The organism is Acinetobacter oleivorans DR1 (genome assembly GCF_000196795.1).
Classification (GTDB): Bacteria; Pseudomonadota; Gammaproteobacteria; order Pseudomonadales; family Moraxellaceae; genus Acinetobacter; species Acinetobacter oleivorans.
The window spans coordinates 1,247,781-1,260,131 of the sequence record NC_014259.1 but is presented as its reverse complement, the minus strand read 5'-3'; the positions used below and the strand labels follow the sequence as shown (position 1 = coordinate 1,260,131).

Below are 12,351 nucleotides of genomic sequence, written 5' to 3'. Positions count from 1 at the left end.
CTTTATTATCCTATTTCTTACTTCTACAGACTTTCATGCCTGCCAAACTTTTACGAATTCTTTACTTTCAATATCTGCACGCGGCGCAATCGCTTTAGCTGCCGTACCCACATAAATAATACCTGAGATTAAATCGTGTGGTTGCAATCCTAAATGTTGTTTTAACCAGTTTGATTCGACAACAGCGCCACTACGCCACATGGTAGAAAAACCTTGAACTTGTAAAGACAATAAAAGGTTTTGTATGGCAGCCCCAGTACTTAAAATCTGTTCAAAATGTGGAACTTTAGGATGATCTTGAAGTTGCGTAAGCGCTAAAATGAGTAAAGGTGCGCGGAAAGGATGTTGCTTCACTCGCTCAAGCTGTGCTGAGTCGGTTTCACCTAAATCAGCCAAAGCTTTTGCTAAAACTTCACCAAAGGCACCACGTTGCTCAGCCTCGATAACGACAAAACGTGTTGGTTTAAGTCTATGGTGGTCAGGAGCAGTTAACGCAGCTTGAAAAGCCAACTCTAATTGATCTGCATTTGGAGCAGGCTCAATCAATTGACCAATAGATTGACGTTGGTGAATATTCTGATGAATTATCTGTATTGCTGAATCCGTCATTAATATTGATCTAACTCAAAAAATTCAAAATAGATTAGCATAATCTACAGATAATCCACCATTGTATCTAGAACATAAAAATAACGAGTTCGTGCTTTGACATTTTTTTAAGACAAAACATCAAAACTTATACAACGTCTTCAAAATCAATTAGAAAACTTGTGTTCAAATAGTGAGATCTTTTGACGATTAGCGATATTAGGTGAAACATGAAAAAAATAATTTTAGCGAGTGCGTTGAGTAGTGTTGTTTTATTGCTAGGTGCTTGTGCCACTACGCCTAAGAACACTTTGGCAGTTCAAAAAGAAAATAATCAATTTGAAGTCACAGGTATTGGTAAAACGAATCTAATTGCAAAAAATAATGCGATTACTGCCGCTCAAAAAACTTGTTCAAAAAGCACCAGCCCTGTTGTGGTAGATGAAAAAACAACATACAACGGTGTATTAAAAGATGTTGTAAGCGAAAAAACTGGCCAAATGGTTGAAGCAGCGGCTGGTGTAATTGGCACCTTAACTGGCAAAAATGCATCACTTGCAAAAGACGATGATTATCAAACAACCCTTACCTTCTATTGTAAAATTAATTAATCAAAAAAAATCCCAATCAACTGATTGGGATTTTTTTATTAGCAATAACCGTCTAGACGGGTTAATGGCAATTTCTTACCAATTGCTTTTTCAATTTCCGGCAAGTAAAAAGCATCATCTTCAGATAAGAAACTAATACTTACACCTTGTGAGCCAGCACGACCTGTACGTCCAATGCGATGTACATAATCATCTGATTGCTCAGGTAAAGTATAGTTGATCACATGAGATACGCCATCAACATGAATACCACGGCCTGCAACATCAGTTGCAATCATGACGTTATTTTTACCCTGCTTAAACTGCTCTAACATTTTTAAACGTTTATCTTGAGCAATTTCACCTGAAAGCATTCCGACCCGATATCCATCTCTCTTTAAATGATCATAAAGACGGCGTACTTGATCACGTCGATTCGCAAAAATCATAACTTTATCAATAGGCTCTTCACGCAAAATATCTTGTAGTAAACGATATTTATCTTGTTTAGCGACTACATAAACGCGCTGCTCAACATCGTTGTTAGTTTTTTGCTCAGGCTCAATCTCAACAGTGATTGGCTCAAACAACCATTGTCTTGCCAAGTTAAGCACATCATAACTAAAAGTAGCCGAGAACATGAGCGTTTGACGTTGTTCCTTACGTGGGGAATAACGCACAATACGTTTTACAGAAGGAATAAAACCCATGTCCAATAAACGGTCAGCTTCATCGATGACTAAAAATTCAATTTGATCGAGCCAAACTTCTTTTTGTTCTACAAAATCAATTAGACGCCCAGGAGTGGCAACGATGATGTCGACAAAATTAGCATCTAACTGTTTCTTTTGCTTATCGAAATCTACGCCACCCAAAAGTGTCACGATGTGTAAATCTGAAAATTTTGTGAGTAACTTTGCATCGCTTTCGATTTGCAGTGCCAATTCACGCGTAGGCGCCAAAATCAAGGCACGTGGCTCACCACGAAAACGCTGCTCTTGAATTGGGTTATGTAACAAGTCATTAATTACACTAATAAGGAAAGCAGCAGTTTTACCTGTTCCTGTTTGCGCTCTACCAATCGCATCATGCCCGCCCAACGTATATTTTAAAACCTTTTGCTGAATCGGGGTCATTTGCTTAAACCCTAAAGCATCAATCGCCTTTTTAAGTTGCGGATGTAAATTCAAGGTTTCAAAACCAGATGTCATAAATACGTGCTCTAACAAACAATCTCTCTAATGAGAAGATCATTATAAACAAAAACGCCCCAATTCAAAAATTGGAGCGTCCATGATTCATCAAAAAGATGAATTAGTCTAAAGGCTGAACGTTTTCAGCTTGAAAACCTTTTTGACCTTGTACTACACTAAATTCTACGCGTTGGCCGTCACGTAAAGAACGGTGACCGTCACCAACGATTGCGCGGAAATGAACAAACACGTCATCACCACCGTTACGTTGAATAAAGCCAAAACCTTTAGTGTCGTTAAACCACTTTACTACGCCTTGTTCGCGAGCTGTCATAAGTCAATCCTCAGATGTTGAAAAAAGGACCTTCCGGTGTTGCAAACAGCAGAGCAAACAAGTGTTTAAAATATTTATAATCTTAAAGCTTGTAATCATTCTGTAAAACTATCAACAATTTCCGGTTACATCCATTTGTTATAAGATTTTTAAACCAATTTAAGTGTGTGGTAAATCTTAAAACGGTTCGAGCTTACCACGGGTTTATGACAATTAATAGAATTTTTTTCAATTATTCCCCGTATTTTTAGTCGTTTTTTTAAACAGCTTATTACAATATTTTTTATAGGTAATTGCTTGTTTCTTCTTTTATAAAATGTGCAGCATTTATAAAAAAATTTGTTAGAATAATTTTTTTAGTTGTTTTGATGATGAATGACCAACACTTCTTCTACTACAGCACCCATTGAAATTAATGCTTTGGGCCAACCCTGTCCGATGCCTTTATTAATGCTAAAACGCGAACTCAAAAAAGTATCGGGTAAACAGCTATTCTTATTAAAATCTTCTGACCCACACAGTGAAATAGATGTAACTCGTTACTGTGGTTTACATCATTTTATGTGTCAGACAACACATATATCTGAAAGAGAATTTCACTATTTAATTGAAACTCAATGATTCTTTGATAAACTAAAAGATTAGAAATTGCATAAAATTTTACATTTCTCTACCCAATTTTCCTTAATTATGAAGCTGATTCAAATTAAGATGAATTTATTGGTTATCCCATCCGATCCTACAAGGAGAAATCATGAGTGACAGCAGCAATCAATTGATGCCCCTGTCATTGTCTGCGCCCGGTGTAAACCTTGGTGCATATATCAGTACTGTCAATCAGATTCCTATTTTAACGGCCGAGCAAGAAAAAGAACTTGCTGAACGTTATTATTATGACCAAGATCTTGATGCCGCAAAAATGCTGGTAATGTCGCATTTACGTTTCGTCGTTCACATTGCGCGCAGCTATGCAGGTTATGGCCTACCACAAGGCGACCTTATTCAAGAAGGTAATTTAGGCTTAATGAAAGCCGTGAAGCGTTTCGACCCAAATATGGGCGTGCGTCTTGTCTCTTTTGCCGTCCACTGGATTAAAGCAGAAATTCACGAATACGTTATTCGTAACTGGCGTATTGTCAAAATTGCAACGACCAAAGCACAGCGTAAATTATTTTTCAATTTACGTAGTTTAAAAAAATCGAGTAAAAAATTAACGCTCGAAGAAGCTCAATCGATTGCGAATGACTTAAATGTTACTGCAGAACAAGTTCTGGAGATGGAAGGTCGTTTAACCGCTTATGATGCTGCTTTCGAAGCTCAAGGCGACGACGACGATGACACCCCACACACTGCACCTGCATTGTATCTTGAAGATAATCGCTATGATCCAGCTCGTTTAGTTGAAAATGAAGACTGGGAAGAGCAAAGTACATCTGCTTTACATGATGCAATGGATCAGTTAGATGATCGTTCGCGTAATATTTTACAACGTCGTTGGTTAGATGATGATAAATCTACTCTCCACGAGTTAGCAGCCGAATATAATGTATCAGCAGAGCGTATTCGTCAGCTTGAAAAGAATGCAATGGAAAAAATTAAAATTGCTATGTCTGCAAGCTAAAAAATAAGTTTAAAAATAAAAGGGCGTTTAGCCCTTTTGTTTTATCTGGCTATGTTTAGCCAACCCAATCTATGATAACGTTGCCCTTCATTATTCATTTGCGTTTTTTGTTATGTGGATTGCCATTTCAGCCCTTAATCTTGCCTTTGCAGTCATGTTGGGTGCTTTTGGAGCACATGGTCTTAAAGCTCATGCGAGTCCAGAGCAACTTGTTTGGTGGCATACTGCAACCGACTACTTTTTCTACCATGCTTTAGGCTTATTAGCACTTGGTATTTTAAGCAAAGTCATCCTGACGTTCCCTATTAAGTTGCCATTCATATTGATTCAGATTGGTATTTTATTTTTCTGTGGTTCACTCTATATCATGGCACTTGGATTACCGAGAATTTTAGGGGCAATTACCCCAATTGGTGGAGCATTTATGATAGCTGGATGGCTCGTTTTGGCTTGGAATGCCCTCAAATACGCAAAATAATTGGAATGTGATCATGCAAATTTATTTAAATGGCGAATTAACGGACACGCCTTGTCAAAACCTGTTGCAACTCATTCAGGAAATGGCACTTGAAGGAAAACGCTTTGCTGTTGAGCACAATCAGCAAATCGTTTCTAAAAGCAAATTAGAGCAAATCACTATTGCTCAACATGACCGTATCGAAATTATTCACGCTGTTGGCGGCGGCTAAGTCGGAGTTATCCATGCAAGACACCCCTCTCATTATTGGTTCACGTTCTTTTCAATCTCGTTTATTGGTAGGAACTGGCAAATATAAAGACTTAAATGAAACGGATTTAGCTATTCAAGCCAGTGGTGCAGAAATCGTAACTGTCGCAATTCGCCGTGTGAATATTGGACAAAATCCAGATCAACCAAATTTACTGTCTGTCATTCCACCAGAAAAATATACAATTTTGCCAAATACCGCAGGTTGTTTTGATGCTGATAGCGCAGTTCGTACTTGTATGCTAGCACGTGAGCTACTCGATGGTCATAACCTAGTAAAACTTGAAGTTCTAGGCGATGAAAAGACGTTATATCCAAATGTAACCGAAACTTTAAAAGCAGCTCGAACTTTGATTGATGACGGTTTTGAGATTATGGTCTATACCTCTGATGACCCAATCATTGCGCAAGAGCTTGAAAGTATGGGCTGTGTCGCGATCATGCCTTTAGGTAGTCTAATTGGTTCAGGTTTAGGTATCTTAAATCCGCACACTATTTCAATTATTAAAGAAAATGCAAAAGTACCCGTTTTGGTAGATGCAGGCGTTGGTACAGCAAGTGACGCTGCTATTGCAATGGAACTTGGTTGTGACGGCGTACTGATGAATACAGCAATTGCAGCTGCTCAAAACCCTATTTTGATGGCTTCTGCAATGAAAAAAGCTGTTGAAGCTGGACGTGAAGCATTTTTAGCAGGACGCATGCCACGTAAACGTATGGCAAATGCAAGCTCACCAGAAACAGGTTATTTCTTTAAGTAATTTATTTCCAAGGAATCACTGCTTTTTCAGTGGTTCCTCTCTCCTCTCATGTAGCCATTTTCACTTTTCAAAAAAGACTAGAAATCTATATCGCTTTATTCTAATTAACAGATCTAAATTGTTATATTTAGCTTAGGCTATTCTAATATTTGCTTTAAGTTCTGCTTGGCATTTAGCTCAAAATTCTTTTGGAAATATGTAGTTTGATAAAGTGGCTCAGACTGATAAAAATGCACTAAAACTTCTTTTCTTTTAATTAAATATACTTCGGGATCAACCCAAGCATACTCCTTCTGAATTTGTTGTTCATATTGTATAAAACGTTCAGGTGTTGCAGCCAAAATAGATAAATCAATATCTAATAAAAATTGCAAATCTGTTTCATTGGTTAACGCATGCTTTTGAGTCGCAAGAATCCAACGCTTTATTTTCTGCACTGTATTTACTGGTAAATATTGAGCCATGTATTGTTCAAATAACTCAGCACTCTTAAGCTCATTGTTTTTAGCTTTTGGATCATAGATCGCATCATGAAACCAAAGTGCCAATGCAACTGCATGTGCATCATTTAATTCTGATCTAATTGACTCAAGCAGATTTAAGCATTCATATATATGTTGAACAGTATGATAGGCTCGCTGCTTTTCACTATAAGCCGCAATAAGTTCATCATAGATTTTCTGCGGTTCAGAAAAATGATAATGCTGATGCAGCTCAAACCAAAAATGTTTTAGTTTTGATAAATAAAGCTGCATCATCATATATTAACCGCGCTTAGGATTATTGCTCATCACGCTTAAATACCAACTCTTTTGCTGATGAACTCTCAGCATCAAAGTAGTATCCATCAGTATTAAACGCTTTGATGTCTTCAGCTTTATTTAATTGGTTTTCAATCATAAAACGAGCCATTAAACCACGTGCTTTTTTCGCATAGAAACTAATGACTTTATATTTACCATTTTTCTGATCAAGAAAAACAGGCTTAACAATTTCAGCCTTAATTTTCTTCTCATTGACCGATTTGTAATACTCATCTGAAGCTAAGTTTACAAGTAATTCAGATTTAATTGCAGCCAAATCTTCATTAATCTGGTTTGTGATAATTTCACCCCAGAACTCATACAAATTATGACCACGCGTATTTTTTAATTTAGTGCCCATCTCAAGACGATAAGGCATCATTAAATCTAATGGACGTAATAAACCATATAGACCAGAGAGCATACGCAAATGCTGCTGTGCAAAATCAATATCTTTATCTTTTAAATGGTACGCATCTAAGCCCGTATAGACGTCACCTTTAAATGCATAAATTGCCTGACGAGCATTTGAAAAATCAAATTCGGGCTTCCAATCTCTAAATCGGTCTACATTTAATGTGGCAATTTTTTCACTAACACTCATTAAACTCGCAATTTCCGAAGCAGAAAGTTTACGGCTAACATCAATTAATTGTGCTGAGTGTTCTAACAAGCGAGGCTGAGTAAACTCATCTGTAGGTAACGCTGTTTCATAATCCAAAGTTTTTGCAGGAGAAATTAAAGCAAGCATACATAACCTGAAAAAATTATTCTTAATACCAACTATAACAGTAGATATTTTTTAATGCTAACTCGTGTTTTCAATGACGACTATCGGTAAAATAGCATCACGTATTGTTATTTAGCGGTTCTTATATGTCTGAGCAAACTTTCATCCAGGGTCCAGTAGGTAAAATTGAACTTTTCGTTGACCGCCCTGAAGGTGAAATCAAAGGCTTTGCGGTTGTTTGTCATCCGCACCCATTGCAAGGTGGAACCCCTCAACATAAAGTCCCTGCCCTTTTAACCCAAATCTTTAATGAATATGGTTGCATTGTTTACCGCCCGAGTTTTCGTGGCCTAGGTGGTAGTGAAGGTGTTCATGATGAAGGCCATGGTGAAACTGAAGATATCTTAGCTGTCATTGAACATGTTCGTAAGCTTCATGAAGGCCTACCATTTTATGCTGGCGGTTTCAGCTTCGGCTCACATGTTCTGGCAAAATGCTTTGCCCAGCTTAATCCTGAATTACGACCTATACAGTTAATTTTATGCGGTTTACCAACGGCTACTGTAGTAGGTTTACGCCACTATAAAACCCCTGAAATTCAAGGCGATATCCTACTCATCCATGGTGAGCAAGATGACATCACCTTACTTTCAGATGCAATTGCATGGGCAAAACCACAAAAGCATCCAATTACGATTTTACCGGGCGCTAATCACTTCTTTACAGGTTATTTAAAACAGCTTCGTCAAATCATTACACGCTTTATTATCATGAAATAAAGTGTATTTGATGGACATAGATTGAGTCTATGTCCATCATTTCATAAGTGCTGTAACTGCTAAAAATTATTCCAACTTAATCCAAAACGGGCTAAATATTTTTTCACTCGGTCGCTATCGTTCGTTGTATTACGTTGTTGACGAGATACTGAAAAGAGTTGTCTTCCCGCCTCTGCCATTGATTTTGAATTTTCACAGACTTTGAGCACACCTCGTAATTGAATCTGATCAAATTCATCTATCTGTTCTAGCTGCTCAGGACTCAAATAGTTCAACAAAATATCTGTATTTTTACCATTGTAAGATTCATCCTGAGTAATCCAAAGTTGCTTTAGGCGTTGAATTTCTTTTTCTACAGCTTCACGACGAATTAACTCACCATGAGATAAAGTTGCCAAACGAGTTACGCTCGCTGCTAAATCTCTAAAATTTCCTTGCCATGATGCATCTACTGATTTAGCAAACTTTAAATATGTTTCTAAAGCATCACGTTGAAAACGTAATTGTCTTTGATGAATTGCAGCAAAACGCTGTAGCTCAAAATCAATATTGGGTGCAATATCTTCTACACGGTCTTTTAAATTTGGTAAGAAGAACGTCCACGTATTCAAACGAGCCCATAAATCTTCACGAAAACGGCCAGCTTGAACCTCATTACGCAAATCACGGTTAGTACCAGCTATTAGTTGAAAATCGGCCTGAATTTCCTTATCGCTCCCAACAGGAAAAAAGCTTTTATCCTCTAGTGCTTTTAGCAGCATAGCTTGCTCATCAAGTCCCAATTCACCGATTTCATCTAAAAATAAAATGCCTTGGTCAGCACTTTTTAATAAACCAGCACGAGATGCAGCTGCTCCTGTAAATGCACCTTTTATGTGACCAAATAAGGTCGACATAGCACTATCACCACGTAAGGTTGCACAGTTAACATCGATAAAACGACCGCTTAATTGAAATTTATCTTTCTTTAATTGAAAAATCTGTTTTGCCAAATGAGACTTACCAACACCTGTTGCACCCATAATTAAAATAGGTGCACTAGAGCGGGTTGCAACTAATTCAACTTCCTCAATAAGCTGATTAAACGCTTTATTATGAGTAGAAATATTTGCTTTAAGTTGTTGCCAATTTTGTTTTTGTTCATCATCGAATCGCTGTTTTAAAACATCGTATCGAGACAAATCCAGATCAATAATTCTATATTCACCTTCTGAGGTCTTTTGCTGATTAGGTGAACTTTGGATAAGTTGAGCAGGTAAATAATGTGCATCTACCAATAAATACCAACAAATTTGGGCAACATGTGTTCCCGTTGTGATATGCAATAAATAGTTATTTTTTTCGACATCAAACGGATAGGTTTTTACAAAATCATAAAGTGCACCATAAACTTCAGCAAAATCCCAAGGGTCTCTAATACTCACCTTATGTCCAGAAACCTGAGTTTGTGGAGAAATTTCTTTTGCGTCTGCTGCTATAGATTTAACTAAATTATGATGTTGTCGATCATGTAACAATACCAATTCATCTACAAGCAAATCTTCATGCATTAACAGGCTAATCGTAGGACGCCAACGTTGCCATCGATCTGGCTTTCTCCCCTGATCAAGGGTAGAACCGACAAAGCCAATAACAACTGTTTTCTTTGCATCCGCCATAATTTCTATAAAATTTTATAAGTGTCTATAATATACAATACGCATTTGACCAAAAAATTCCAAGAATATGCTTCATTTTACTTTTTTAGGTACATCTTCGGGTGTACCAACCTTAACACGTAATGTTTCAGGATTAGCAGTTCGTAACAGCAAAAATAAGGACTGGATTTTAATTGATGCCGGCGAAGGTACACAGCACCGCGTTCAACAAGCCAGACTTTCTCTACAGAACTTAGTTGCCATTTGTATTACACACATTCACGGCGACCATTGTTATGGTTTAGTTGGTTTATTGGCAAGTGCAGGCATGAATGCCCGTAGCAAACCCTTAATCGTGATTGCACCGAAAGAAATTCAGCAATGGTTTGAAATCACTGCCCAGCTTACTGACTTACACTTATCTTACTCACTGCAATTTATTGATGTAAATGAAGTAATAAAGCCACAACAGATCACTGATGAATTCATTGTTCAAGCACACCCACTAAGTCATCGTGTTCCAAGTTTTGCTTTTAGCATTTACATCAAATCGATTCAGAAGAAGTTAGATATCCAAACCTTAACTCAGCTTGGCGTACCTCAAGGTGATATGTGGGGCCATTTAAAACGAGGCTACAATGTTGAATTTGAGGGACAAACTTTAAAAGCTCAAGACTTTATCAAAATACAAAATCAACAAGTTCATGCAATTATAGGTGGTGATAATGACCAACCTGAACTATTAGCTGATGCTTGCAAAGATGCTCAACTCCTCATTCACGAATCGACTTACTTGCAAACAGTTTTAGATAAAGTCGGCAAAGGTCCTATGCATAGCTCAGCAAAAATGGTGGCTGAATTTGCAGAACAGCAATCTTTAAGTAATTTAATTCTGACGCACTTTAGCCCCCGACATCAAGATAGAGCTGGACAGCAAGCTATTACTGAAGAAGTTCGCCAGTTTTATAAAGGTCATTTTTATTTAGCCAATGATTTTGATGAGTTTACTTTAAATGAAGCTGGACAGCTTTTAAAAGTAGATAAAAACCGTAAAACCAATTAATTAAGTATATCCAAAAAGATAGTTAAATATATTTTTATATATATTTTTAATATTAGAAACCGCCAACAAAATTCATCCGATAGAAAATAAAATTATTTTATTTATTTTTTTCAACAATTTATACACTATTTAAGTATTCTCTTTAAAAGTTGGCACACTCAGTGCAATAGTACAAAGCACACAACATCATTGGGATATTGTGAATAACACCTGCCTGCAAACGCTTGGCAGGCAGGCTTTGAAAGGAAAAGAAAATGTCTGTCATTGAAGAAATTAACCAACAAGCTCAATTTGAACAAAAGCAGCAAGAACGTTCTTATCAAGTTCTGCAAAATGAAAAAAGTATGCCAGTCAAAATGTGGACTAAAGGCGTGCTTGTTGATGACAACTCAAAACAACAATTATTGCAAACTGCTCAAATGCCTTTTATTTATAAATGGATGGCTGTAATGCCAGATGTACACTTCGGTTTAGGAGCAACTATTGGTAGCGTGATTCCAACTAAAGGGGCAATTATTCCTGCTGCTGTGGGTGTAGATATTGGTTGTGGAATGATGGCAACCCGTACAAGCTTAACTGCTTCAGATTTACCAGATAATTTACATGCTCTACGTACTGAACTAGAACAATTAATTCCCCATGGAATGACTAAGCGCGGACGTGATCGTGGTTCATGGGAAACTCCACCAGAAATGGTAGATCAAGCTTGGGCTGATCTGGTTGCAGATTTTGAATACATTTGTGCAAAACATCCACGTTTAAAAAACACCAATAATCGCAAGCACTTGGGAACTTTAGGTACTGGAAACCACTTTGTTGAAATCTGTTTAGATGAGCATGATCATGTCTGGATTATGTTGCATTCAGGTTCTCGTGGTGTAGGAAATGCTATCGGTAACCATTTTATCGAACTTGCACGTAAAGACATGCAGAAGCATTTCATTAACTTACCAAATAAAGATTTAGCATACCTAGTTGAAGGAACTGAACATTTTGATGATTACTGGTTTGCGGTAGGTTGGGCTCAACGCTTTGCGATGAAGAACCGAGAAATCATGATGCAATCTGCGATTAAAGCCTTGGCTACGATTGTACCAAAGCCTTTTCAGGCACGTTTGGAAGCAGTGAACTGTCACCATAACTATGTGGAAAAGGAAGAACATTACGGTGAAGAAGTAATGGTCACTCGTAAAGGTGCAGTCCGTGCGCGTCTAGGTGAATATGGAATTATTCCAGGTTCAATGGGAGCGAAGTCGTTTATTGTCCGTGGGCTTGGAAATCAGGAATCTTTCTGTTCATGTTCGCATGGTGCAGGCCGTGTTATGAGCCGTACTGAAGCAAAACGACGTTTTACTGTTGAAGATCAGATTGCACAGACTGAAGGTGTGGAATGCCGTAAAGATGCTGCTGTTATTGATGAAATTCCTTCGGCATATAAACCGATTGAAGATGTAATGAAAGCACAAAGCGATTTGGTTGAAGTGGTTTATACATTAAGACAAGTGGTTTGTGTTAAGGGGTGATT

The 12,351-nt window shown here is 37.6% G+C and carries 15 protein-coding genes; 9 read left to right on the top strand and 6 right to left on the bottom strand.

The features are described from left to right. Positions 1 to 33: 33 nt before the first annotated feature. The gene (locus AOLE_RS05890; RefSeq protein WP_013197248.1) at positions 34 to 609 is read right to left on the bottom strand and encodes a nitroreductase family protein; all 576 of its coding nucleotides are present in this window, start codon (positions 607 to 609) and stop codon (positions 34 to 36) included. 209 nt (positions 610 to 818) lie between these two features. Here AOLE_RS05890 and AOLE_RS05885 point away from each other — a divergent pair, with 209 nt between their 5' ends. Beyond that, positions 819 to 1,199 carry a hypothetical protein gene (locus AOLE_RS05885; RefSeq protein ID WP_003650739.1) on the top strand — a complete coding sequence of 127 codons (381 nt, stop codon included), beginning with the start codon at positions 819 to 821 and terminating at the stop codon, positions 1,197 to 1,199. A gap of 38 nt (positions 1,200 to 1,237) precedes the next feature. Here AOLE_RS05885 and rhlB read toward each other — a convergent pair whose 3' ends face one another. Continuing rightward, the gene (gene rhlB / locus AOLE_RS05880) at positions 1,238 to 2,389 is read right to left on the bottom strand and encodes an ATP-dependent RNA helicase RhlB (RefSeq protein ID WP_004791258.1); all 1,152 of its coding nucleotides are present in this window, start codon (positions 2,387 to 2,389) and stop codon (positions 1,238 to 1,240) included. 103 nt (positions 2,390 to 2,492) lie between these two features. Next, entirely contained in the window at positions 2,493 to 2,705 is a 213-nt protein-coding gene (locus tag AOLE_RS05875) for a cold-shock protein (RefSeq protein ID WP_000126912.1), read from the bottom strand. 375 nt (positions 2,706 to 3,080) lie between these two features. Here AOLE_RS05875 and AOLE_RS05870 point away from each other — a divergent pair, with 375 nt between their 5' ends. From AOLE_RS05870 to AOLE_RS05850, 5 genes are all read left to right on the top strand, one after another. After that, complete coding sequence (locus AOLE_RS05870; protein ID WP_004791256.1) at positions 3,081 to 3,326, top strand: sulfurtransferase TusA family protein; 246 nt, start codon at positions 3,081 to 3,083, stop codon at positions 3,324 to 3,326. 133 nt (positions 3,327 to 3,459) lie between these two features. Beyond that, positions 3,460 to 4,326, top strand: a complete 867-nt coding sequence (gene rpoH, locus AOLE_RS05865; protein WP_004791254.1) for an RNA polymerase sigma factor RpoH — start codon at positions 3,460 to 3,462, stop codon at positions 4,324 to 4,326. A 112-nt stretch (positions 4,327 to 4,438) separates the two neighbouring features. Next, positions 4,439 to 4,804 carry a DUF423 domain-containing protein gene (locus AOLE_RS05860; protein ID WP_004643452.1) on the top strand — a complete coding sequence of 122 codons (366 nt, stop codon included), beginning with the start codon at positions 4,439 to 4,441 and terminating at the stop codon, positions 4,802 to 4,804. Positions 4,805 to 4,817: 13 nt separating this feature from the next. Beyond that, positions 4,818 to 5,015, top strand: coding sequence for a sulfur carrier protein ThiS (thiS, locus tag AOLE_RS05855; protein ID WP_004791249.1), 198 nt, complete (start codon positions 4,818 to 4,820; stop codon positions 5,013 to 5,015). Between the two features lie 13 nt (positions 5,016 to 5,028). Further along, the gene (locus AOLE_RS05850; protein ID WP_001154366.1) at positions 5,029 to 5,814 is read left to right on the top strand and encodes a thiazole synthase; all 786 of its coding nucleotides are present in this window, start codon (positions 5,029 to 5,031) and stop codon (positions 5,812 to 5,814) included. 137 nt (positions 5,815 to 5,951) lie between these two features. Here the strand turns inward: AOLE_RS05850 and AOLE_RS05845 are convergent, their stop codons facing one another. Next, positions 5,952 to 6,575, bottom strand: a complete 624-nt coding sequence (locus AOLE_RS05845; protein WP_023274168.1) for an HD domain-containing protein — start codon at positions 6,573 to 6,575, stop codon at positions 5,952 to 5,954. 19 nt (positions 6,576 to 6,594) lie between these two features. Further along, positions 6,595 to 7,368, bottom strand: a complete 774-nt coding sequence (yaaA, locus tag AOLE_RS05840; protein WP_013197246.1) for a peroxide stress protein YaaA — start codon at positions 7,366 to 7,368, stop codon at positions 6,595 to 6,597. A 125-nt stretch (positions 7,369 to 7,493) separates the two neighbouring features. Between yaaA and AOLE_RS05835 the strand changes: the two genes are divergently transcribed. Continuing rightward, positions 7,494 to 8,126 (top strand): alpha/beta hydrolase, encoded by a 633-nt coding sequence (locus AOLE_RS05835; protein WP_013197245.1) that lies wholly within the window; start codon positions 7,494 to 7,496, stop codon positions 8,124 to 8,126. 59 nt (positions 8,127 to 8,185) lie between these two features. Here AOLE_RS05835 and rtcR read toward each other — a convergent pair whose 3' ends face one another. Beyond that, on the bottom strand, positions 8,186 to 9,784 hold the full coding sequence (rtcR, locus tag AOLE_RS05830) for an RNA repair transcriptional activator RtcR (protein WP_013197244.1): 1,599 nt from the start codon (positions 9,782 to 9,784) through the stop codon (positions 8,186 to 8,188). A 67-nt stretch (positions 9,785 to 9,851) separates the two neighbouring features. Here rtcR and AOLE_RS05825 point away from each other — a divergent pair, with 67 nt between their 5' ends. Then, the gene (locus AOLE_RS05825; RefSeq protein ID WP_013197243.1) at positions 9,852 to 10,826 is read left to right on the top strand and encodes a ribonuclease Z; all 975 of its coding nucleotides are present in this window, start codon (positions 9,852 to 9,854) and stop codon (positions 10,824 to 10,826) included. A 254-nt stretch (positions 10,827 to 11,080) separates the two neighbouring features. After that, the gene (locus AOLE_RS05820) at positions 11,081 to 12,349 is read left to right on the top strand and encodes an RtcB family protein (protein WP_013197242.1); all 1,269 of its coding nucleotides are present in this window, start codon (positions 11,081 to 11,083) and stop codon (positions 12,347 to 12,349) included. The last annotated feature ends 2 nt before the right edge of the window (positions 12,350 to 12,351 follow it).